This window comes from Flavobacterium sp. Arc2, assembly GCF_041431385.1.
Lineage (GTDB): Bacteria > Bacteroidota > Bacteroidia > Flavobacteriales > Flavobacteriaceae > Flavobacterium.
Map to the genome: position 1 here is coordinate 59,624 of NZ_JASMRH010000003.1, position 24,676 is coordinate 84,299.

The window sequence follows — 24,676 nt, forward strand, 5'->3', positions numbered from 1 at the left end:
TTAAATTTTTTAAAAATTATTAGGATAAGACTCTAATTTATATTTTTGTTACAAACCTATTATAATTAAATTAAGACTTCTATAATTATAAAAGGTTTAATCGTAATTTAGCTATATATGAAAAAAATAATTCTCTTCATTGCTTTAGTATCAACTTGGTCAGCGATTAGCCAAAACACCAAACTTGAAATTAGCATTACAGACACCATTAATATCCGTGCTGATGATTTTATTGGATACGACCAATTCGATTTCTATTACTATATAAAGGATAACGTTTTACACAAAACTAATAACAAGGAATCACTCGAATATAAGAACACCTCCCTTGGAAAAATAGCAAAAGTAGATATTAAAAACCCACTAAAAATCGTCCTTTTTTATGAGAATTTCAATATCGTTGTCTTACTTGACAATCAATTAAATGAAATTCAAAAAATAAATTTTTCAGAAAACATAAACCCTATAGCAGTATCTGCAACAGGAATTGCCGCACAAAACAGGCTTTGGATTTACAATAGTTTAAATCAACAGATTGGACTTTTTGATTACATACAAAATGACTATAAAGCAATATCCACCTCTTTTCCAGAAAGCATAAAATACTACCAAACGGATTTCAATACCTTCTATTGGATAGACAACAAAAACAATTGGTATTCTTGCGACGCCTTCGGAAAAATAAAAACTAAAGGCAAAATACTTGATTTCGATATTATTGAAGTCATTAACGATAATCAATTTATCTACTCTAAAAACAACAAGCTGTATTTCGAAGACTTGGATAAAAATCAAAAATATGAAATTGACATTTCAGAAAAAACGTTTAAAAAATTCAGTTACAAAGACCAAATTTTATCTATTTTTACATCGAAGGGAATTATAAATTATAAAATCACAACACCGTAATGCACATAGCAGTAGCAGGAAACATCGGATCAGGAAAAACGACACTCACGCGTTTATTGGCAAAACATTTTAAATGGGAACCTCATTATGAAGATGTCGTTGACAATCCATACCTCGATGATTTCTATCACCAAATGGAACGCTGGTCATTTAATTTGCAGATTTACTTCTTAAATAGTCGCTTCCGCCAAGTAATTCAAATACGCGAAAGCGGAAAGAAAATCATTCAAGACCGGACGATTTATGAAGATGCCCACATATTTGCTCCCAATCTTTATTCAATGGGTTTAATGACAAATCGAGATTTTCAGAATTATTCTTCTCTTTTTGAATTAATGGAATCAACCGTGAAAGCTCCTGATTTATTAATTTATTTAAGAAGTTCAATTCCTAATCTAGTAGGTCAAATACATAAAAGAGGTCGTGAGTACGAAAACTCAATCTCTATTGACTACTTAAGCCGATTAAACGAACGTTATGAGGCTTGGGTTCATACCTACGATCGTGGAAAATTATTAATTATTGATGTAGATAACATTAATTTTGTAGATAATCCAGAAGATTTAGGAATGATTTTAAACAAGATCAATGCAGAATTAAACGGATTATTCTAGTCCTTCTCTTCCCTCTTTATAATTAAAAGAAGAACAAACAAGTTATAAATAAAAATGCCTCACAATCGCGAGGCATTTTTATTTGTAAACCATTGTCACAATATGACAATGTATCTATAGACTATTTTAAGAGATCAATTTTTGCCTGAACTTCAGCATCAGTCCCTTCAAAAACTTGTGTCTGCACTTTACCGTTTACAGTAGTTGTAATTGTCCCTACAACAGCACCGTTGACATTTGTTTTCTCAATAGTCACTTCTTTAGAAACTTCTTTCATCATAGGAACCGCTTTCAGATGCTCACAAGATTCATTCGTACAGCCTTTAGCCATACATTCTTCTTTCGTCATTGAAGTACAAGCACCAGTTGTAATACAACAACTCACTTTGTCAGTCATAGTATCACTTCCATTCCCTAAAATTGGCGCCATCACTAAACCTATCAAACAAGTTAATTTTATTAAAATATTCATCGAAGGTCCAGACGTATCCTTGAAAGGATCTCCAACGGTATCTCCGGTTACGGCTGCCTTGTGGGCATCAGAACCTTTATAAGTCATCTCACCGTTAATCATTACCCCTGCTTCAAAAGATTTTTTGGCATTATCCCAAGCGCCACCAGCATTGTTTTGAAAAACAGCCCAAAGCACACCTGAAACAGTAACTCCAGCCATATATCCTCCAAGCATCTCTGCTATTAATTGATTGTTATCTCCATATACCAGTTTACCAAGAAGCACAATAGCTATAGGAAAACCAATCGTCAAGACTCCAGGTAGCATCATTTCGCGTAAAGCGGCTTTAGTGGAAATATCTACACATTTTGCATATTCAGGCTTACCAGTACCTTCCATAATTCCAGGAATCTCCTTGAACTGGCGGCGTACTTCATACACCATATCCATCGCAGCTTTACCAACAGAGTTCATCGCTAATGCGGAAAAAACAACAGGAATCATTCCCCCTACGAATAACATCGCTAGAACAGGCGCTTTAAAAATATTGATTCCGTCAATTCCAGTAAACGTAACATAAGCCGCAAATAATGCTAGCGAAGTTAATGCTGCCGAAGCAATTGCAAATCCTTTTCCAGTTGCTGCTGTTGTGTTCCCTACAGAGTCCAAAATATCAGTACGTGTACGTACTTCTTTTGGCAATTCACTCATTTCGGCAATTCCACCTGCATTGTCAGATATCGGTCCAAAAGCATCAATAGCTAATTGCATCGCTGTAGTAGCCATCATCGCTGAAGCGGCTAATGCCACTCCGTAAAATCCTGCAAGCGCATATGATGTCCAAATTGCCGCAGCAAATAATAAAACAGTAGGAAATGTAGAAATCATTCCTGTAGCTAAACCTGCAATTACATTAGTTCCCGCTCCAGTACTTGATTTTTGAACAATAGCCATAACTGGCTTGGTTCCCAATCCTGTATAATATTCGGTTACGGAAGAAATAACGGCTCCCACTACCAGTCCAACTATTGTAGCATAGAAAACTCTCATAGACGAAATGTCTTGCATTCCTTCACCAAAGAATTCCATTTTCATATTGGCTGGCAACATATATTGTACTAAGAAATAACAAGAGATTGCTGTTAAACCTATGGAAACCCAATTCCCAATGTTTAATGCTTTTTGTACTTGCGCTTCTTTAGCATTTTCATCCGAAATTTTAACTAACATGGTTCCTATAATTGAAAATAGGATTCCAAAACCGGCAATCGCCATTGGCAATAAAATAGGTCCAATACCTCCAAAGGCATCGTCTATACTTCCTCCCATGTCCTTTATAACGTAGTTACCAAGAACCATAGCTGCTAAAACAGTAGCTACGTATGAACCAAATAAATCTGCTCCCATTCCAGCAACATCACCTACATTATCTCCCACGTTATCAGCAATTGTAGCTGGATTACGAGGGTCGTCTTCTGGAATTCCAGCTTCTACTTTACCTACTAAATCAGCTCCAACATCGGCGGCTTTTGTATAAATCCCACCTCCCACACGAGCAAATAACGCAATAGACTCCGCTCCTAAAGAAAAACCTGCTAATGTTTCTAACACTATGGTCATATCTTCAGTGGAAGTCCATACTCCATTCATATAAAAATTAAAAAAGAATATAAAAAACCCCGTTAACCCAAGCACTGCTAATCCCGCAACACCTAATCCCATAACTGTTCCACCTCCAAAAGAGACTTTTAAAGCTTGAGGTAAACTAGTACGAGCTGCTTGAGTTGTTCTAACATTTGTTTTAGTCGCAATTTTCATCCCCATATTTCCAGCCAATGCTGAGAAGAATGCACCAAAAATAAATGCAACTACTATTAGTAAGTGCGTCTTTACACCATCTATTTGAGTAATACCAGCTAAAACAATACTCGCTATAACCACGAAAATTGCTAATAACCTATATTCCGCCTTTAAAAATGCTAATGCACCTTCGTAAATATAATCTGAAATCTCCTTCATCTTACCATCTCCAGGGTCTTGCTTTAATACCCAAGATCTTTTAATCCACATGAACAGAAGTCCTACAATTGCCATGACTATTGGCAAATAAATCATAATTGTATTCATAAATTTGGTTTTTTGGTTGTTGGTTAATAATCAATGTAGTACAAAAACGAATGTAAACAAAAAAGCAACACTCTTAACAGAATGTTGCTTTTTTTGTAAAATATAAGGCTATTTATAACTTAATACTAAATAATCCTTCTGGTTTATTCTCAATTTGATTAAAACGATCGGTACATATTTTAATGATGTCATATGCTGCATCAACATCTCCCCATCCACCTACATCAACTTTTTTGTTTTCAAGATCTTTGTATACTTGGAAGAAATGTTCTATCTCTTTCAATAAATGCGGATTCATATCTGACAAATTATTCAATGAATTCCATATTGGATCAGAAACTGGTACACAAATTACTTTTTCATCTGGTCCTTTATCATCTGCCATATGAAAAACTCCAATAGGTTTTACTTCCATAACACATCCAGGAAAAGTTGGCTCATTTACTAAAACCAATACATCTAGTGGATCACCATCTAGCGCAAGAGTTTCAGGAATAAATCCGTAATCAGCTGGATACATCATTGATGAAAACAACATTCTGTCGAAACGCATTCTTTTTATTTCGAAATCGTATTCATATTTATTTCTACTTCCTCTTGGGATTTCGATAAGTACATCGAAAGTTTTTATTTTGTCTGCAGTCATTTTATTTTTTTCTTTTCTATAATTATAGGAACAAAAATAAGCAAACCATCTGTTTTAACAATAAAAAATTGCTCTTATCTACACATTAAATAGCAAAGAAACTAATATTGAATCACAATTGTCTTATTTCTTTTTTTGAGATAACGATACCACTATAAAAAAGTGACGCTACCGAAGTATCAAATCCTTGCGGAACTCTTGTAATACTAGACATTACAGGTTTTTAAAATTTCACATTGAAAATAGAGTATACATCGAAAGATATTTCATTGCCTATCGCGAGTGATAATTTTGTTACTCTTCCGAAGGAAACCGCAACCTTTTTATTAGACAATTATTATTTGTCTAATAAAAAGATATAATGTGCAGCTATATTAACTCCTACTTTTGAAACAAATTCAACATAAATTAAAAATAAAAACCAAAAGATCCTTTTACAGAAAAGCGCTGTGTATCTGGTGTGTTTAAATAATTTCCTCTCCATGCAAAATCGATACGGAATACTTTGAAGATATTCCCAATACCTGCATTGTATTCCCAATATACGTTTTCAGGAGCCTTGTATTGTAGACCTGAAGCATTAATGGCTCGATTAGCATCTGATATAGTTCCATAAACTCCTTTTACTCCAATGATTTCTCTCCAATTCAGTTTTCGCATAAATGGAATTCTAGAGAAAATACGTCCTCCAAAATTATGATCCCATTGTATTGTTGCATACTCATCTGACACAAACTCGTAGAAATCAAGGTTGCTAAAGGTATTGTCGATAGTAAAATAAGTTTGATTCCCAGGAATAACACTCATCAAACCTAGAGGAATCGTACCAAAGGTTTTACCCATCTCAACAGTCACATTTGATCGTCCTAACGGCCCAATGATGATAGGCTGTTTATAGTATAATTGTAATTTTTCATATTTAAAATCACTATCCAACAGCCCTTTAAATCCATGACTGTAATTCACAAAAAAGCGACTAAAAGGACTATCCACATTGTCTCTCTCTACTGCGTACCCAATCGTTTTTCGATTTGGTGTATATTCAATCTGAAAACTTACCTCTGATTGTTTTACATCGCTTTTTGTAGTAGTTTGCCCAGCATCTGTATAGTAATCCAAACTAAATGTTGGCGAAGCAGATTCTAATGTTCGATAAGAAAAACCTGTTTGAAAGGTTAGGTTTTTAACTGGTTCGATTTCGACAGCAACATTACTCAGATTTATGTTCGTCAATTTCCCATTACTCCCTGATGAAAATAAAGAAGAAGAGGCAAAGCTTCGACCTAAAACATCATTTGTAGTGGTTAAACTAGCGCCTATTTGTTCTACATCCCGCCTATTTCCAGCTGATAGAATAACTCTACTTTTCTTGTCAACCATCCACTTTCCAGACAGGCCGTACTTGAATTTATTATCTTTAAAACCGTAAGCTGTATACCCTTGCAATCTCCAAGTATCATTTGTACCAAAATAAGTTCGTCCTCCCGCTCTTAATCGAACTCCTTCTACTTCATTGTAACCAAAAGTGGAAAAAATAGGTCCGTAATCAAAATTTCCATAATTAACATACCCACTCGCAAGAACAGTAACTAAACTTGTTATTTGCTTGAACTTCTTAACCGTCTGTAATGTATCAAGCATTCTATAAACGCCCAGTTCATCCTTACTCAAATTCTCATAACGATTTTTACGCCAGTATTGATCTGATTTATTGTAGATCGAATCCTTAGCATAAGCAACTTCTTCCTTGTAAAAAGAAGAAGGCTTTTCTTTATTGAATTCATGATTCCCGTAGAAAGAAGTACGCTTTCCGTAAACTCCTTTTGAGTCTTCCTTTTTATTTACTGCAAAATCCGACATCAAATAATCTCGTGTTAACAGAAAAACAGAATCATTTACAACATCAAATTCTTGCTCTAAATAAATATCCTTAACCCAGTTAATATTGGCACTTTTAGTAACTGCCATATTAATTTTCTTAATAGCAAAAGTGGTGTCATTCACCCAAAAATCACCTTTAAATGTCAATTCATTCTTACGTCTTGGGTAAAATACAATGTTATAGCACCATTTGTTATTAATATATGCGCTATCTCTCAAGACATAATTGTAAACATCAATTCCAGTTGTAGAAATGGGACTTGTAAAACTTTTATCAAAAAAAGTAAGGTGATTATCATAAACATTATAATCTGAATATAAATCTTTCACAAAAGACAGCAACTGTTGATTCCCTTTAAAACCAGAGCTTTTGTTTGCTTTTACTTTTTCTTTTACTTTCTTCAGCTTATTATCTCCATAAATATCCGACAAGGTTTCGTTTATGAAAATAGGCAAATACGTTTTTCCTGTTACTCTGGAAGTATCGACGTGATCAAAAATAAATTCCATTCCTCTGAATAGCTTATTTTTCATAAAAGCACTGTCAATTGTGTTCATGTCAAACTCAATCTTCTCATACCTTTCCATTTGGTATTGGTCAAAAAGATACAGTCCGTTTTTACGTTTTCTCTCCCATATTTTTCTAAGAATATCCAGCGCAGGATTATCCTTTTTTGATGTTTTACCGGTAAAAATAACCACTTCATTTAAGCTTTCGGCTTCTTTCAACAAGACCTTAAAATTATAGCTAATCGCTTTCTCCAAAGTTATCTCCCGATCAGAAAACCCAACAGAAGTAACCACCAAAGTCGTATACGTTTTAGCCGATTCAATATAAAAGCGACCATCTTCATTAGCCACGGTACCCTCACTAGATTCTTTGAACGCTATATTTGCAAAAGGAACTGGCTGATCTGATTGATCCACGATAATACCGCTAACTTTTGTTTGAGCAAAAACAGCGCTAGTTATCATCAATAAAAGTAAGACAGTAAATAAAAAATTATTTTTCATAATTCTAATTAAAACAAAAAGCTTCATCAAACGAACGAATGATGAAGCTTTCATAACATGTTTAGTATATATTATTTATACATTACTTTTTTAACTGCTTTAATAACGTCATCCGCATTTGGTAACCATTCTTTCAACAAGACTGGAGAATAAGGCGCTGGCGTATCAGCAGTAGTAATTCTTTGTATTGGTGCATCAAGAAAGTCAAAAGCACGTTCTTGTACAATATAAGTAATTTCAGAAGCAACACTTGCAAAAGGCCAAGCCTCTTCAAGAACCACTAGTCTATTTGTTTTTTTAACTGATTTTAATATAGTGTCATAATCCATAGGACGCACTGTTCTCAAATCGACAATTTCACAAGAAATCCCCTCTTTAGCTAATTCTTCAGCAGCGATATGAGCCTCTTTGATAATTTTACCAAAAGAAACGATAGTAACATCTGTTCCTTCACGTTTGATATCAGCAACTCCTATTGGAATAGTATATTCACCATCTGGAACTTCTCCTTTATCACCATACATTTGCTCTGATTCCATGAAAATCACAGGATCATTATCACGAATAGCTGATTTTAAAAGCCCTTTAGCATCATAAACCGTAGATGGAACTACCACTTTAAGACCAGGTGTATTAGCAAACCAGTTTTCTAATGCTTGTGAGTGAGTCGCTCCTAATTGTCCTGCCGAAGCTGTTGGGCCACGAAAAACAATAGGCACGTTAAACTGACCACCCGTCATCTGACGCATTTTGGCTGCGTTATTTATAATTTGATCAATACCAACAAGACAGAAATTAAAAGTCATGTATTCTACAATCGGTCTACAACCATTCATTGCTGAACCAACTGCAATCCCAGTAAAACCAAGCTCTGCAATAGGAGTGTCAATAACTCTTTTTTCTCCAAATTCGGCAAGCATACCTTTAGATGCTTTATAAGCACCATTATATTCAGCAACCTCTTCACCCATTAAGTAAATGGAGTCATCATGACGCATTTCTTCACTCATCGCTTCGCAAATGGCCTCTCTAAATTGTATCGTTCTCATATTTATATTGTATATGTCTAATTTTCGAAAGCAAAAATAAATATTTTAAATCACTTTTTTGCATAAATCACTCTAAAATAATCAGTAGCTGTTTCCGGCTATGCACTATATCTTCCTGTCGCTAAAGGAGCCACAGGAAGGATGTCGCTACTATCCGGGCTACGAAAACGTAATAGTTTAACAAAAAAAACTATGCACGCATAGTATATTATTCGAATTATTATCCTAATTTTGTAAAAGACTATTAGAAAAATAAAAAACAATCCTATGAAAATATTAGTTTGCATCAGTCACGTTCCTGATACTACTTCAAAAATTAATTTTACCAATGGTGATTCTGAATTCGATACCAATGGGGTACAATATGTAATTAATCCAAATGACGAATTCGGATTAACACGAGCAATATGGTTTCAAGAACAACAAGGAGCAACAGTTACTGTTGTAAATGTTGGGGGACCAGAAACAGAACCTACTTTAAGGAAGGCATTAGCCATTGGAGCAAACGAAGCTATTCGTGTAAACGCTACTCCTACTGATGGATTCTTTGTAGCAAAACAACTTGCTGACGTTATAAAAAATGGTGATTATGACCTTGTTATAGCAGGAAAAGAATCATTAGACTATAATGGAGGAATGGTTCCTGGCATGATTGCAGGTATCCTAGGTTATAATTTCATTAATTCTTGTACTGGACTTACCATTGAAGGAACAGCCGTAACAGCGATGCGTGAAATTGATGGTGGAAAAGAAACTGATTCTACTTCTCTTCCATTAATTATTGGAGGACAAAAAGGTCTAGTTGAAGAAAAAGATTTACGTATTCCAAACATGAGAGGAATCATGACTGCCAGAAGTAAAGCATTAACAATAGTTGAACCTATTGATGCTCCAGTAAATACTAAAGCAGTAAAATTTGAAAAACCAGCGCCTAGATCAGCTGTGAAATTAATTTCTCCAGACAATCTAGATGAATTAATCGACTTATTACACAACGAAGCTAAAGTAATATAATTTTAAATTATGAGTTTTAAATTGTGAATTGACATTCTCAAGAACATTTAAAATTTATAATTCAACATTTAAACAAAAAAATTATGTCAATATTAATATATGCAGAATCTGCGGAAGGAAAATTCAAAAAAGTAGCTTTTGAATTAGCTTCTTATGCAAAAAAAGTAGCCGAATCTCTAGGTACAACTGTAACAGCAGTAACAGTTAACGCTGGTGATGTATCAGAATTATCAAAATACGGAGTAGACAAAGTACTAAAAGTAAACAATGATAAACTAGCAAGTTTTACTGCTAAAGCATACGCTGATGTTATCAAACAAGCAGCACAAAAAGAAAGCGCTAAAGTAATTTTACTTTCATCAACAACTGACAGTATCTATCTTTCATCACTTGTTGCTGTAGCTCTAGAAGCTGGCTTTGCTTCAAATGTTGTGGGATTACCATTAAGTACTTCTCCTTTTCAAGTAAAAAGAAATGCATTTTCAAACAAAGCATTCAATATAACAGAAATAAGCACTGACGTAAAAGTTCTTGGTCTTGCCAAAAACTCTTATGGTATTTCTGAAAACCCATCTACACTAACTGAAGAAGATTTCAATCCAACTATTGGAGAAAATGATTTTGGAGTAAAAGTAGAATCAGTAGAAAAAGTATCTGGAAAGGTATCAATCGCTGATGCTGATATCGTAGTTTCTGCAGGTCGTGGATTAAAAGGACCTGAAAACTGGGGAATGATTGAAGAATTAGCAACTGTACTTGGTGCCGCAACTGCTTGCTCTAAACCCGTTTCAGACTTAGGTTGGAGACCTCACGGAGAGCACGTTGGTCAAACTGGAAAACCAGTAGCAACTAACTTATATATTGCAATAGGAATCTCTGGAGCAATCCAACATATTGCAGGAATAAGTTCTTCAAAAATAAAAGTAGTTATCAATAGCGACCCCGAAGCACCATTTTTCAAAGTGGCTGACTACGGAATCGTTGGTGATGCATTTGATGTTGTCCCTAGACTGATCGAGAAATTTAAAACATTTAAGGCACAATAGTCATAATGTAATATTCTTCAAGAAATATAGCTGCCTGAAAACAAGATAATCGTACCTTTGTTTACAGGCAGTTTTTTTGTCTGTCATTTTTTTATTAAAATTGCACCCAAATTTAATAACGAAAATTAAATCTTTAAATTAGGTACTCTGTACTTTTCATTTCAGTAAATATGAGCTTAGTTAAATTATCAATAAAAGGAATTTCATACAGCCAAACACAGAATGGAGCCTATGCTCTGATTTTGAATGAAGTTGATGGCGAAAGAAAACTACCCATTGTTATAGGCGCTTTTGAAGCACAATCTATAGCGATCGCCTTAGAAAAAGAAATTAAGCCACCACGTCCGCTGACACATGATTTATTTAAAAATTTTGCAGAACGGTTTGACATCACGGTGAAACAGGTTATCATTCATAAGCTTGTTGACGGTGTATTCTATTCCAGCATTATTTGTGAAAGAGATAAAATTGAGGAAATAATAGATGCACGTACCTCTGATGCGATTGCATTAGCATTGCGATTTAATGCTCCTATCTTTACTTATAAAAATATTTTAGATAAAGCCGGTATTTATCTGAAAGCGAATTCACAAGAAACAGATAAAGACTCACAAGAAATAGATGATATTCTTTCAAACCCAGAAACTTTTGGTAATGAGGAAGAAAGTAATCAAACTGGCCGAATTTACATTAAACATAGCCTTCAAGAATTAAGTGAGTTACTTGAGCAGGCTGTAAGCCATGAGGATTATGAAAAAGCGGCTAAAATAAGAGACGAAATTTCAAAAAGAGAGTCATAGCTGCACAATTTTTAATTTGGTTATTTTTCAATTCTATACTAGATTATCATATTACCAAACAAACATTTCAATGAAGCAATATTTAGACTTAGTGCAACACGTTATGGACAACGGTTGTCAAAAAGGGGACAGAACGGGAACAGGAACAAAAAGTGTATTTGGTTACCAAATGCGTTTTGATCTGGCAGAAGGTTTCCCAATGGTAACCACTAAGAAATTACACTTCAAATCGATTGTTTATGAATTGCTTTGGTTTTTAAAAGGAGATACAAATATTAAATATCTCCAAGAAAACGGAGTCAAAATCTGGGATGCTTGGGCTGATGCCAATGGCGATTTAGGACCTGTTTATGGTCATCAATGGCGCAATTGGAACAGTCAAGAAATTGACCAAATATCAGATTTAATCACTGAATTAAAAACAAATCCTAACAGTCGCAGAATGCTTGTTTCCGCTTGGAATCCCTCAGTACTTCCTGATACTACAAAATCATTTGAGGAAAATGTAGCCAACAATAAAGCAGCACTACCACCTTGTCACGCCTTCTTTCAATTTTATGTAGCCGATGGTAAGTTATCCTGCCAGTTATACCAACGCAGTGCGGACATCTTTTTAGGAGTTCCTTTTAATATTGCATCTTATGCCCTACTTACTATGATGATAGCACAAGTATGCGATCTTGAGGCAGGTGAATTTATCCATACTTTTGGAGATGCACACATTTACAACAACCACATAGAACAATTGCAATTACAATTATCTAGAGAGCCAAAATCATTACCAAAAATGATCTTGAATCCATCTATAAAAGACATATTCAAATTTGAATTTGAGGATTTTACCCTCGAAGGGTACGAACCACACCCCCTTATTAAAGGAAATGTGGCCGTATAAAGATTGAAATAAGCTTTAGGAACTAGACTACTAAAACACTATTTTCAGCTCCTGCAAATTCGTTCCATTTAAAAGAATCTGCTTCAGTTTCATTTACAAATGCACCGTCAATTACGTATTTAAATTCGTATTCGGCATCCTTATCTACGCTAAAAACACCTTTGAAAGTTCCGTTTTTTAACTTACTAAGAACCCCTTCTTTAGGATTCCAGTTGTTAAAATCTCCAATAACCGCAACTTCATCGGCATCTTTTGCATCTACAGAAAATGTAACTTTACAAACTGGTTTTGTTTTTACAAATTGTTTTTTAATCGACATAACACTTTCATTTTTAATATTATAGAACAAAGAAAACAAAATTTGTTGAGTTTAAACTATACCCATAGCAGATTTAGTAGTAAAAGCTAAACCGTGTTAATTTTTTCCTAATTTCTCAATTATCACAACCTTAAATTTACTAAAATAAAAAAGAAAGCGTTTTCTCAATAAATATTAGATACTCTGAATGTCGACTTTCCAAATTAAATTTTATCTTTATAAACAAAAATTTAACTTATGGAAAGAGATCAACATGAACTCTATGAATATGCCCGAAAAAGATTAAAGCAAAAAAAGGGATTATATTTTCATTTTGTCCTTCTGTTTTTAGCTAGTTTATTTTTATTTGTATCGACCAAACTTTTTAAATTTGGATTAGATTCAAATTGGTACATCTACATAATTACAGCTTGGTTTTTTATTTTCCTTTTACATTTCATTAAAGTTTTCATAACTGATCGTTTTATGAATAAAAACTGGGAAAGAGATCAAATTGACAGACTAGTTGCTTTACAGCAAAACAAAATAGCTGAATTACAATCACAAATAACTGAAGACACTTCAATATAAGCACGAGAAACATGATTATAATGATTGCGGCAGCATCACAAAACAATGCACTTGGAAAAAATAACGAACTTGTTTGGCATCTACCTAACGATTTCAAAAGATTTAAAAGCCTCACCTCAGGACACCATATCATTATGGGAAGAAAAACATTCGAAAGCTTCCCTAAACCCCTACCTAACAGGACGCATATTGTGATAAGCCGTCAAGAGAATTACAAGCCGGAAGGCTGTATTGTAGTTAGCAGTATGGAGGAAGCGATAGAAACATGCCCATCAGATGACGCAGTATATATTATCGGCGGAGGGGAGATTTATAATTTAGGAATTCCTTTTTCAGACAAAATTGAACTTACACGCGTTCACCACACCTTTGAAGCTGATGCTTTTTTTCCTGAAATTGATTATAAGGATTGGGAAATGATAAATTCTGAATTCCAACCAAAGGATGATAAACATCTCTTTGACTTTACCTACGAAACTTACCTTAGAAAATAAAAAAACACCCTGGTAAACCGGGGTGTTTTCTTTTAAAACAATGATTGGAAAAATGCTCTACTCTTGAAACAGTATTTGATAGCTCAATCCAAAAATAACAAATGTCAGTAAAACTCCAGAAATGAAGATTATAACATTTGATGTTTTTTGAGAATACATCTCAAAAAAGCCTTTAATACCAAATACCACGAAGGTACTAAAGACGAAAAAAATTAAAATTTCCAAAAACAAATTTAATCCTAAGAACGTGTGCTGCGCAATGAATATACTATTGTTTAGAACAACAGTACCATCAAAAATGCCTACAAGAACAAGTGATAAAACTAGCGCAAAAAGCAACCACTTGGCTTGGATCATTAATTCCTGTTTAATCATTGAAAAATCATTATAATTTTATCCTGTAAATTTCGTTATAAAAACAAAAGCTCACAATACCCACTTTTAGTGATATTTCAATCAAGACAAAACATAGTAACGTCCAACCATTTCCATGGCTATCGAACCAAAAATGAGTTTCATTTTTTTTGCTACTATTTTGAAATCTAGATTACGGTTCAGGTTAGATTGTATTATATTTGTGAAAATTTAAAAAATGTCAAAAAACATAACTCCCTATAAAAATTCCGATTTAGGAAAGAAAGAACAAGTTGCAAAAATGTTTGATACCATTTCTGGCAATTACGATAACTTGAATCGTGTCATCTCTTTTGGGATAGACGTAAAGTGGCGTAAAAAAGTCTTAGAAATTGTTGCGAAATCAAATCCAGAAACAATTTTGGATATCGCAACAGGTACCGGGGACTTAGCTATTTTGATGGCACAGACTAATGCTAAAAAAATTATTGGATTAGACATATCTTCAGGAATGCTTGAAGTAGGGGTGAAGAAAATTGCCGACAAGAAACTATCCAATACTATAGAAATGGTACTCGGGGATTCTGAAAACATGCCGTTTGACGATAATTATTTTGATGCAATAACAGTTGCTTTCGGTGTAAGAAACTTCGAAACACTTGAAAAAGGATTAAAAGAAATACTACGCGTCTTAAAACCGAATGGTGTTTTTGTTATTCTTGAGACTTCTGTTCCAGATAAAACTCCATACAAACAAGGATATAATTTTTACAGTAAAAACATACTGCCCATCATTGGTAAACTATTTTCAAAAGACGATGTAGCTTATGAATATTTGTCAGAATCAGCAGCAGCATTTCCTTATGGAGAAGTTTTAAACAATATATTGAGGAAAATTGGGTTTATAGATGTGATTGCTCTACCGCAAACTTTTGGGGTAGCCACCATTTATTCGGCATCTAAAAACTAATACTGAGATATATTTAGCCCAAACATGAAAAAAATTGCTGTCTTACTTTTACTCGTTTTGTCCTTTAAGGGAAACTCACAGTTTAAAAAAAGCATGTTTGCTAAAGATCCTATAATCAATCTAGAAAATTTTCAAAAAGCCAGAGTCTACTACGGGTATTTTTTAGGATTCAACTCCTTCGATTTCAAATTGGACTACAAAACTGTAGGGCCGGATATCCTAGTTAAAAGGAGTACTGGATTTAATGTGGGAATTGTAGGTGATTTAAAGCTTCAGGAATATATAAACCTAAGATTTGAACCCGGTCTTTACTACACAAAAAGAGATTTGTATTACCCTAATTTCAGCAGAGAAACAGATGCCTTAAGAGAAGTAAACAGCACCTATATTCATTTCCCGCTGCTATTGAAATTCTCCTCTCTAAGAACTGGGAACGTTCGCCCCTATCTTGTAGGAGGTGTTTCTGCTACATTAAATTTATCAAGTAATGCCAAGTCAATCGATGATAATTACGAGCAAAAATTCAGAGTAAAAACCTGGACTACAAATTACGAACTAGGTTTTGGGATTGATCTTTTCTCTGAGTATTTTATATTCTCCCCTTCTATCCGGGGAGTTTTCGGAATTAACGATGAATTGATACGGGATAACGACCCTAATAGTCCTTGGACAGGCAATATTCAGTCTTTAAAAACAAGAGCTATACTGATCAATTTTACCTTTCATTAAAAATATTATCTTCTAAATTCACTCAATATAATTGCTGTTGCAGTTGCTACATTCAAACTTTCTGTTTTTTGGATCTCTCCAAAGCGAGGTATAGACAGCCTGTTTTTTATCAATTGTTCTAGTTCCTTTGAAATACCATTCGCTTCATTCCCCATCACCACAATACCTTCTTGTGGCAAAGTAGTTTTGTAAATATTTACGCCGTCCATAAAGGTCCCATAAACCGGTAAATCAGTAGCAGATATAAAAGAATTTAAATCAACATAATTTACATTGACTCTCGCAATCGAGCCCATCGTCGCTTGAACCACTTTTGGATTATACAAATCTACCGTTTCTTTTGAACACACTATCTCTTTAACACCAAACCAGTCGCACAACCTCAATATCGTCCCCAGATTACCCGGATCACGTATGGAATCTAAAGCAACTATTAAACCCGACTCCGTAATTTCCTTTTCAACTGGAATTTTGAATACCGCCAGGCAGGTATTTGCCGTTGCTAACACACTAATTTTTTTTAAGTCTGTTTCATGTATTAATGACCTCCTTGACGACGTCACTTCTTCAAAATCGTTTTGAGTGGAATACAAATGTTCCAGTTCAAAATTTGAATCCAGCAATTCTTGAATTACTTTTACACCTTCAGCAAAAAATAATTTATTGATGGTTCTATATTTTTTTTGCTGTAAACTCGTTATAAGTTTTATTTGGTTTTTACTAACCATAAAATAATGTACTTTTGAATTAAATTTTTATAACACTTGAAGAATATTTCTACAAAAATAGCAGCATTTATCCTAATAGCAATATTTATTTGCGCCTGTAACGCTGTAAAAAGAGTTCCTGATGGAAAACAACTCCTTACTAAGAATCAAATTTTAGTAAACGGGAAAGCGACAAAGGCAGAAAATGTCTTTAATCAATTGTATCAAAAACCAAATAGCACTTTGTTATTAGGCTATCGTTTACGTCTGAATTTGTACAACTTAGCTAATCTAAACCCTGACTCAACTTATCAGGCTAAATTTACAAATCATCCCGGAAAATACGAAAGAAAATCAAAATGGCTATCGGCAAAACAAGTGGATAAACTAGGAAAATCTTTTTACTATCATGGCATTCATGACTTCCTTAAAAAAACTGGAGAACCTCCTGTTATCATAGACACTAGCAAAACTGAAAAATCACTTCTACGACTAAATTATTATTATTTCAATAATGGTTTTTTCAATGTAAACTCAGATTACAAAATAGACACAGTTGGTCCTAAAAAAGCAAAAATAGAATATAAAATCAGCACAGGAAATCCTTATTATCTAGATACTATACAAACAACTATTGCTACTCCAGTACTAGATTCCCTATATGAAACAATAAAATCCAACTCCATCGTTAAATCAGGCACTCAATACAAGACCATTGATTTTGAAGATGAAAAAAACCGTATTACTACCCATTTTAGAAATAATGGAGTGTATTACTTTCAGCCTACCTATGTGAATTTTGATATTGATACTATTCAAAAAGCCGATAAGGCTAATGTAAATGTAATCATAAATGACTACTCCTATCAGGATAAAGATTCTACCAGAACAGAACCTTTTAAGATCTACAAGATAAGCGATGTTAATATCTACACAGACTACTCTCCTAATACCGCTAATTTAAAAATTACAGATAGTACGACCTATAAAAATTTCAATATATACAGCCACGAAAAGTTAAAATACAAACCACACGCAATAACTGATGCTATTTTCATCACTAAAGGTGGCCTTTTTGCCGACAATAAAACAGTTCTTACTACGCGTTACTTGAATAATCTTAAAATATTTAATTATCCAAGTGTCCAATATGAAATTGACTCTAGAGACACTACTTATAGTTCGTTGATTGCCAAAATATACCTAACACCAAGAAAAAAATATAGTTTCGGAACCTCTCTGGATATTACCCATTCTAACATTCAGGATATAGGGATCGCATTAAGTATTTCAGAAACGATTCGAAATGTATTTAACGGTGCCGAAACATTGGAGGCTTCAGTACGTGGAAACATTGGTTCATCCACTGATTTAGCTAATCCAAACAATCAATTTTTTAATGTTTCAGAATACGGAGTTGATTTAAAATTAAACGTCCCTAGGATTTTCATGCCTTTCTCTACCGAAAAAATCATTAAAAAAAGCATGATTCCTTCTACCCTTATGGCTATTGGATTTTCAAGACAAACAAACATTGGGTTAGACAAAGAAAATTTTACCGGAGCTTTTACTTATAACTGGACACCAAAGAAGAACAATACGGCTCGCTTCGATCTTTTTAATGTTCAATTTGTTAGAAATCTAAATAAAGAAAACTATTTCAATGTCTATAGTTCATCCTACAGTGCCTTGAATGAAATAGCCCAAACCTACAATAAAGAAGCTTCTTATGTTGAAGACAACGATTTAATTATTGAATCCGGAACCACAGCCTTTGTTAATGATGTATTAAACGATAGAACCGATTTAATCTCAACAGATGATGATTACAAGTCGGTAAAAAGTATTGAAGAAAGAAGAGTGCGGCTAACTGAAAATGATTTCATCCTTGCAACAAGTTTTACTTTTAGCAAGACTACAAAAACAGACTTACAAGACAATACATTCTATCTTTTTAAAACAAAAATTGAATCAGCAGGATCCTTACTAACCCTTGTTTCTAATGCAACCAATATTTCTAAAAACACAAATGGTAATTATGAGCTTTTCAATCTAGAATATTCAGAATATATAAAAACAGAATTTGATTACATCAAGCACTGGGATTTAAGCAAAGAAAAAGTCTTAGCGGTAAGGTCATTTTTTGGGATAGCAATTCCATTTGGGAATTCAGACAATGTACCATTTTCCCGAAGTTATTTCTCAGGAGGTTCGAATGACAACAGAGCATGGCAAGCCTATAGCTTAGGACCTGGAAGCAGCGGAGCGACCAATGACTATAATGAAGCCAATATGAAAATTGCATTGAGTACTGAATTCAGATTTAAAATTTTAGGAGATCTAAAAGGGGCTCTTTTTGCTGACGCAGGTAACATTTGGAACGTTTACGATAACGTGACTGACGAGGCCTCAATTTTCTCTGGATTTAAAAGTCTAAAAGACATTGCATTGGGAACTGGATTTGGATTAAGATATGATTTAAACTTTTTCGTTATCCGATTTGATTTAGGGTTAAAAACTTATAATCCTGCTAACGCATCTGGTGAAAAATGGTTTAGAGAATACAATTTCGGGAACTCTGTTTTAAATTTTGGAATAAATTACCCCTTCTAATGCTATTTAATTCTTATTTTTGCAGTCTTGAACTAAAAACAAAAAAACCAACTAAAAAAAAATTAAAATGGGACATAACATTAAACCGGGCGTAGCTACAGGAGATCAAGTACAGGAAATTTTCAATTACGCGAAAGAAAAAGGCTTTGCTCTACCTGCAGTAAATGTTACTGGTTCTAACACAATAAACGGAGTTCTTGAGACTGCTGCAAAATTAAACGCACCAGTTATCATTCAATTCTCTAACGGAGGAGCACAGTTTAATGCTGGTAAAGGTCTTTCTAATGCTAATGAAAAAGCAGCTATCGCTGGTGGTATTGCAGGAGCAAAACACATCCATACTTTAGCAGAAGCATACGGAGCGACAGTAATTTTACATACTGACCACTGTGCTAAAAAATTACTACCTTGGATTGATGGATTATTAGATGCTTCAGAAGAACATTTTGCTGCAACTGGTAAACCATTATACAGCTCACACATGATTGATTTGTCTGAAGAACCAATCGAAGAGAACATTGAGATCTGCAAAGGATACTTAGCTAGAATGAGCAAAATGGGAATGACATTAGAAATCGAACTTGGAATTACAGGTGGTGAAGAAGATGGTGTAGACAACTCAGATGTTGACAGCTCTAAATTATACACTCAGCCAGAAGAAGTAGCTTATGCTTACGAAGAATTATCTAAAATAAGCCCAAGATTTACTATTGCTGCTGCCTTTGGAAACGTACATGGAGTTTACAAACCAGGTAACGTAAAATTGACTCCGAAAATTTTGAAAAACTCTCAAGATTTCGTTCAAAAGAAATTCAACACAGGAAACAATCCTGTTGATTTCGTTTTCCACGGTGGATCAGGTTCTACTTTAGAAGAAATCAGAGAAGGAATTAGCTACGGAGTTATAAAAATGAACATCGATACTGACTTGCAATTTGCATTTACTGAAGGTATCCGTGATTATATGGTTAAAAATATTGATTATTTAAAAACTCAAATCGGTAACCCAGAAGGTTCTGATGTTCCAAATAAAAAATATTACGACCCAAGAAAATGGTTACGTGAAAGTGAATTGACTTTCAACGCAAGATTAGAGCAAGCATTTGCTGACTTGAACAACGTGAATACACTATAAAAAGAGTATTCAGTTTTCAGTTTTTTAGTATACAGTACTAACAACTGAATACTAAAACTGAAACAAAACTCTGAATATTTGATTACTGAACGCTGAATACTACAAAAATGGCTTGGTTTAAAAGAAAAGAAAAAGGAATTACAACTGCGACTGAAGACAAAATGGATGTTCCAAAAGGTCTTTGGTACAAGTCTCCTACCGGAAAAATTATTGATGCCGATGAGTTGGAACGCAATTTATTTGTAAGTCCAGAAGATGGTTTTCATGTTAGAATTGGTAGTAGCACCTATTTTGAAATCTTATTTGACAATAATGAATTTGTTGAATTAGATAAGAACTTAACCTCTAAAGACCCTCTGCACTTTGTTGACACAAAGAAATATGCAGATCGATTAAAAGATGTTATGGAAAAAACCAAACTTAAAGACGCTGTGCGTACTGGAGTTGGAAAATCTAAAGGTAAAGAACTAGTAATTTGCTGTATGGATTTTGCCTTTATTGGTGGATCAATGGGAGCTGTTGTAGGTGAAAAAATCTCAAGAGGGATCAATCACTCTATCAAAAACAAAATTCCATTTGTAATGATATCTAAATCAGGTGGAGCAAGAATGATGGAAGCTGCTTATTCTTTAATGCAATTAGCAAAAACATCTGTAAAACTTGCCCAGCTTGCTGAGGAAAAAATACCTTACATCTCTTTATGTACAGATCCGACGACAGGAGGAACAACTGCATCATATGCCATGTTAGGAGACATCAATATTTCTGAACCAGGCGCATTAATTGGATTCGCAGGGCCTAGAGTCGTAAGAGATACTACTGGTAAAGATTTACCTGAAGGTTTCCAAACTGCTGAATTTCTATTAGAGCATGGTTTCTTAGACTTTATCACGCCAAGAAAAGAATTGAAAGACAAGATCAATTTGTATATCGATTTGATTCAAAATAATGATATTAGATAGTATAACTATTCAAAAATTACTGAAGGCGCAAATTGTATTTGCGCCTTTTTTTATACTTTTATTTTAAATTTTATGCTTACGAAAACTGGAATGCTTCTATTTTTTTCGCAGTTGTTTTTCTAAGCTACAATAACAAATTGCTTTCCAATACATTCTTGTTGAAGTCTTTATCAAAAGGAAACTTATAGCAAACAAAGAGGAAAATACTATTTTATACTATAAGAATACAAACCAATTTTACAGCTATGAATCCATAGAATATGATAAAACAAAGATTACGACATTAAAACTAATTAATAAAAACCATTCTTAAAAGTACTGAATACTGTGCTATTTCCTCCTGACTGCGCATCCAATTAAGTGAACAAACCTTCCTCTTTACACTGCAGAAACTAGCAATAAACCGACTTACATCCCCGTTCTAATTGCTTCAACAGGATCTAATTTCGAAGCTGTTATCGCTGGTAATATTCCTGAAATTAAACCAATTAATCCTGCCAATAAGGTTCCTAAAAGAATATTCCCCATCCCTAAAACGAATTCGAAATCCAACACATTGGTCAGTATCAATGCAATAATCCAGACTAAAAATAATCCGATAACTCCCCCAAGAACAGATAATATAACCGCTTCAAATAAAAATTGGAATAAGATAAAACGATTTTTAGCTCCTAATGATTTTTGAATTCCTATTAAATTCGTTCGTTCTTTTACTGAAACAAACATAATATTAGCAATACCAAATCCTCCTACTAAAAGTGAAAATCCACTAATCATCCATCCTCCAAATTTCATATTTAAAATAATACCATCAATTAAATCAGTAAAACCCGAGAATACATTTACAAAAAAATTATCAATCTCACCCGCTTTTACCCCTCTATAACCCCTTAGTTTTTGTGAAATTTCAGCCTTGTAAGCGTCCATATCAATTCCTTTATTAGGTTTAAAAACAATAACATTTACTAATGACTCATTATTATCGCCATACAACTGTCGAAGGAAGTTAACTGGAATGTAAGCAGAAGTGTCATCACTATCACCAAACATTCCTCCACCCTGTTTCTTCAGTACTCCAATTACTGTAAAACGTTGACCATATACTCTAACGTCTTTTCCTATTGGCTCTATTGAACCAAAAAGTGATTCTGTAATTTCGCTACCTAAAACAATAACCTTAGCTCCTGAATTTGCTTCTGATTCATTATAAAACCTTCCTTTTTCAAACTCTAGCCCTTGAATATCAATAAATTCATACGATACTGGCACCATATTAACATCACTTACCGTGTTTGAATCGTATTTTATCGACTCTCGTTTAGTGAAAATTTGATAACCCAATTGGTCAGTATTAGTCATAGCACCTTTCATGTAAGTATATTCATCATACTTAATGTTAGGAAACTGCTCTCTTTTCCATTTTGGGATATCAGAAGGGCCAAAAGAAAATTTCATTAAATAAATAGTGTTTTTATCTAAACCGCTTAAATCTTTTGTGATTTTTCTATCTAATGAATCTACCGCGGCAAGCACCGCTATAATTGAGAATATCCCTATCGTCACTCCCAACAAAGAAAGTAAAGTTCGCAACATATTACTTCGCAAGGCATTCATCGCAAAAGCAAAACTTTCTTTCAATAATCGGAGATATACTAGCATAAAATCTTTTTTGTGTTATTGTAAAAATCTGAAAATATTATTCAAAAACCAAATAATAAAGGGTACTTCAAGTTGGTATGATTTTTTAAGACAATGTTACAACACTTCATATAAATTTATAATCAAAAAAAAACTATTTTTGCATTTTATAACTATAACTACATAATGAACACAACTAAAACGATTCAATCAGCATTAATTTCAGTATTCTCAAAAGAAGGCTTAGAACCTATAGTTAGAAAACTACATTCTCAAAATGTTGTTTTATATTCTACAGGTGGAACTGAAGACTTTATAAAAAACTTAGGCATCCCTGTGGTACCAGTTGAAGATGTCACTTCTTACCCCTCAATTCTCGGCGGAAGAGTAAAGACATTGCACCCAAAAGTTTTTGGAGGTATCTTAAACCGTCAAGATAATGAAAGTGATGTTCAACAAATGGAGGAGTTTAATATTCCCCAAATCGATTTAGTAATTGTTGATTTGTATCCTTTTGAAAAAACAGTTGCTTCAGGAGCAAGTGAAAGTGATATTATTGAAAAAATAGACATTGGTGGAATTTCTTTGATTCGTGCTGCTGCAAAAAACTTCAAGGATACCGTTATAATAGCTTCAGTAGACGAATACAGTTTGCTTTTGGATTTGATAACTGATAAAAATGGAGCAACAAGTCTTGCTGACAGAAAACTATTGGCAACAAAAGCTTTTCATGTTTCGTCTCATTATGATACCGCTATCTTTAACTATTTCAATACTGATGAAACTATTTTCAAAGCAAGTATTGCAGATGGTCAGATATTAAGATACGGAGAAAACCCTCATCAAAAAGGATTCTTCTTTGGTGATTTTGACGCCATGTTTAACAAATTACACGGAAAAGAACTTTCATACAACAATTTACTAGATGTGGATGCTGCTGCTAATTTAATTGCCGAGTTCAAAACAGACAGTCCTACTTTTGCCATATTAAAACACAATAATGCTTGCGGCTTAGCTACAAGAGAAACAATAAGTGAAGCTTATAATGTTGCTTTAGCTTGCGACCCTACATCGGCCTTTGGAGGTGTACTAATTGCCAATACAAAAATAGATGTTGCTACAGCAACTGAAATAAATAAATTATTTTGTGAAGTAGTAATCGCCCCAGCATATGATGCTAACGCAATTGCAATTTTACAAGAAAAGAAAAACAGAATAATATTAGTTCAAAACGAAGTAGATTTACCTCAAAAACAAGTTAGATCTTGTTTAAACGGACTTTTAATTCAAGAAAGAAATAATATTACCGACAATAAAGACGATCTAAAGACCGTTACTATTACGACTCCAACAGAACAGGAAGTTCTAGATTTAATATTCGCTTCTAAAATTTGTAAAAATACAAAGTCGAACACTATTGTTTTTGCAAAAAACGGAACACTGATTTCATCAGGAACAGGCCAAACTTCAAGAGTTGATGCCTTACTCCAAGCAATTGAAAAAGCAAAAACTTTTGGTTTCGACTTAAAAGGAGCCGTGATGGCGAGCGATGCTTTTTTCCCTTTCCCAGATTGTGTAGAGATTGCAAAAGACGCTGGTATTACAGCTGTTATTCAGCCTGGAGGATCTATAAAAGACCAATTGAGCATTGACTATTGCAATGAGAATAAACTTGCAATGGTATTTACGGGAACACGTCATTTTAAGCATTAATTTGTTTAACTTTGTACGCTCCT

Annotated in this window: 22 protein-coding genes; 14 read left to right on the forward strand and 8 right to left on the reverse strand. The window is 33.9% G+C overall.

The window, feature by feature from the left end:
- Nucleotides 1-117 precede the first annotated feature (117 nt).
- Together QO182_RS02635 and QO182_RS02640 are read left to right on the forward strand one after the other, a co-directional pair.
- Nucleotides 118-909, forward strand: coding sequence for a hypothetical protein (locus tag QO182_RS02635; protein WP_371559810.1), 792 nt, complete (start codon nt 118-120; stop codon nt 907-909).
- Nucleotides 909-1,523, forward strand: coding sequence for a deoxynucleoside kinase (locus QO182_RS02640; protein ID WP_091088809.1), 615 nt, complete (start codon nt 909-911; stop codon nt 1,521-1,523). The genes QO182_RS02635 and QO182_RS02640 overlap by 1 nt, the downstream gene beginning before the upstream one ends.
- A 121-nt stretch (nt 1,524-1,644) precedes the next feature.
- Here QO182_RS02640 and QO182_RS02645 read toward each other — a convergent pair whose 3' ends face one another.
- The 4 genes from QO182_RS02645 to QO182_RS02660 form a co-directional block, all read right to left on the reverse strand.
- The gene (locus tag QO182_RS02645; protein ID WP_371559812.1) at nt 1,645-4,104 is read right to left on the reverse strand and encodes a sodium-translocating pyrophosphatase; all 2,460 of its coding nucleotides are present in this window, start codon (nt 4,102-4,104) and stop codon (nt 1,645-1,647) included.
- 112 nt (nt 4,105-4,216) lie between these two features.
- The gene (locus QO182_RS02650) at nt 4,217-4,750 is read right to left on the reverse strand and encodes an inorganic diphosphatase (protein ID WP_371541370.1); all 534 of its coding nucleotides are present in this window, start codon (nt 4,748-4,750) and stop codon (nt 4,217-4,219) included.
- A gap of 408 nt (nt 4,751-5,158) precedes the next feature.
- Entirely contained in the window at nt 5,159-7,645 is a 2,487-nt protein-coding gene (locus QO182_RS02655) for a DUF5686 family protein (protein WP_371559814.1), read from the reverse strand.
- A 71-nt stretch (nt 7,646-7,716) separates the two neighbouring features.
- A complete protein-coding gene (locus QO182_RS02660) occupies nt 7,717-8,694 on the reverse strand; it encodes a pyruvate dehydrogenase complex E1 component subunit beta (RefSeq protein WP_371541374.1) in 978 nt (325 codons plus the stop codon).
- Between the two features lie 267 nt (nt 8,695-8,961).
- On the opposite strand from QO182_RS02660, the gene QO182_RS02665 reads away from it, so the two are divergent.
- The 4 genes from QO182_RS02665 (at nt 8,962) to QO182_RS02680 (ending at nt 12,449) form a co-directional block, all read left to right on the forward strand.
- Entirely contained in the window at nt 8,962-9,708 is a 747-nt protein-coding gene (locus QO182_RS02665) for an electron transfer flavoprotein beta subunit/FixA family protein (RefSeq protein ID WP_371559816.1), read from the forward strand.
- An 83-nt stretch (nt 9,709-9,791) separates the two neighbouring features.
- Nucleotides 9,792-10,754, forward strand: coding sequence for an electron transfer flavoprotein subunit alpha/FixB family protein (locus tag QO182_RS02670; RefSeq protein ID WP_371541380.1), 963 nt, complete (start codon nt 9,792-9,794; stop codon nt 10,752-10,754).
- Nucleotides 10,755-10,924: 170 nt separating this feature from the next.
- Entirely contained in the window at nt 10,925-11,554 is a 630-nt protein-coding gene (locus QO182_RS02675) for a bifunctional nuclease domain-containing protein (protein ID WP_371541382.1), read from the forward strand.
- A gap of 70 nt (nt 11,555-11,624) precedes the next feature.
- Nucleotides 11,625-12,449: a thymidylate synthase gene (locus QO182_RS02680; protein ID WP_371541386.1), complete on the forward strand. Its 825-nt coding sequence runs from the start codon at nt 11,625-11,627 to the stop codon at nt 12,447-12,449.
- Nucleotides 12,450-12,471: 22 nt separating this feature from the next.
- Here the strand turns inward: QO182_RS02680 and QO182_RS02685 are convergent, their stop codons facing one another.
- Nucleotides 12,472-12,768, reverse strand: coding sequence for an isoamylase early set domain-containing protein (locus QO182_RS02685; RefSeq protein ID WP_371541388.1), 297 nt, complete (start codon nt 12,766-12,768; stop codon nt 12,472-12,474).
- Nucleotides 12,769-13,005: 237 nt separating this feature from the next.
- Here QO182_RS02685 and QO182_RS02690 point away from each other — a divergent pair, with 237 nt between their 5' ends.
- Entirely contained in the window at nt 13,006-13,338 is a 333-nt protein-coding gene (locus QO182_RS02690) for a 2TM domain-containing protein (RefSeq protein ID WP_371541391.1), read from the forward strand.
- 11 nt (nt 13,339-13,349) lie between these two features.
- Complete coding sequence (locus QO182_RS02695) at nt 13,350-13,832, forward strand: dihydrofolate reductase (protein ID WP_371541394.1); 483 nt, start codon at nt 13,350-13,352, stop codon at nt 13,830-13,832.
- Between the two features lie 57 nt (nt 13,833-13,889).
- Here the strand turns inward: QO182_RS02695 and QO182_RS02700 are convergent, their stop codons facing one another.
- The gene (locus tag QO182_RS02700; protein WP_371541397.1) at nt 13,890-14,207 is read right to left on the reverse strand and encodes a hypothetical protein; all 318 of its coding nucleotides are present in this window, start codon (nt 14,205-14,207) and stop codon (nt 13,890-13,892) included.
- Between the two features lie 217 nt (nt 14,208-14,424).
- On the opposite strand from QO182_RS02700, the gene ubiE reads away from it, so the two are divergent.
- Complete coding sequence (gene ubiE, locus QO182_RS02705) at nt 14,425-15,156, forward strand: bifunctional demethylmenaquinone methyltransferase/2-methoxy-6-polyprenyl-1,4-benzoquinol methylase UbiE (RefSeq protein WP_371541399.1); 732 nt, start codon at nt 14,425-14,427, stop codon at nt 15,154-15,156.
- Between the two features lie 24 nt (nt 15,157-15,180).
- The gene (locus tag QO182_RS02710; RefSeq protein ID WP_371541403.1) at nt 15,181-15,885 is read left to right on the forward strand and encodes a porin family protein; all 705 of its coding nucleotides are present in this window, start codon (nt 15,181-15,183) and stop codon (nt 15,883-15,885) included.
- 5 nt (nt 15,886-15,890) lie between these two features.
- Here the strand turns inward: QO182_RS02710 and QO182_RS02715 are convergent, their stop codons facing one another.
- The gene (locus QO182_RS02715; RefSeq protein WP_371541406.1) at nt 15,891-16,613 is read right to left on the reverse strand and encodes a TrmH family RNA methyltransferase; all 723 of its coding nucleotides are present in this window, start codon (nt 16,611-16,613) and stop codon (nt 15,891-15,893) included.
- Between the two features lie 36 nt (nt 16,614-16,649).
- On the opposite strand from QO182_RS02715, the gene QO182_RS02720 reads away from it, so the two are divergent.
- From QO182_RS02720 to accD, 3 genes are all read left to right on the forward strand, one after another.
- Nucleotides 16,650-19,205 carry a BamA/TamA family outer membrane protein gene (locus tag QO182_RS02720; protein ID WP_371541408.1) on the forward strand — a complete coding sequence of 852 codons (2,556 nt, stop codon included), beginning with the start codon at nt 16,650-16,652 and terminating at the stop codon, nt 19,203-19,205.
- A gap of 67 nt (nt 19,206-19,272) precedes the next feature.
- A complete protein-coding gene (fbaA, locus tag QO182_RS02725) occupies nt 19,273-20,340 on the forward strand; it encodes a class II fructose-bisphosphate aldolase (RefSeq protein ID WP_371541411.1) in 1,068 nt (355 codons plus the stop codon).
- Between the two features lie 107 nt (nt 20,341-20,447).
- Nucleotides 20,448-21,302, forward strand: a complete 855-nt coding sequence (gene accD / locus QO182_RS02730) for an acetyl-CoA carboxylase, carboxyltransferase subunit beta (protein WP_371541413.1) — start codon at nt 20,448-20,450, stop codon at nt 21,300-21,302.
- A gap of 408 nt (nt 21,303-21,710) precedes the next feature.
- On the opposite strand, the gene QO182_RS02735 is transcribed toward accD, so the two are convergent.
- Nucleotides 21,711-22,961, reverse strand: a complete 1,251-nt coding sequence (locus tag QO182_RS02735; RefSeq protein ID WP_371541416.1) for an ABC transporter permease — start codon at nt 22,959-22,961, stop codon at nt 21,711-21,713.
- Between the two features lie 165 nt (nt 22,962-23,126).
- Between QO182_RS02735 and purH the strand changes: the two genes are divergently transcribed.
- A complete protein-coding gene (purH, locus tag QO182_RS02740; protein WP_371559817.1) occupies nt 23,127-24,653 on the forward strand; it encodes a bifunctional phosphoribosylaminoimidazolecarboxamide formyltransferase/IMP cyclohydrolase in 1,527 nt (508 codons plus the stop codon).
- The last annotated feature ends 23 nt before the right edge of the window (nt 24,654-24,676 follow it).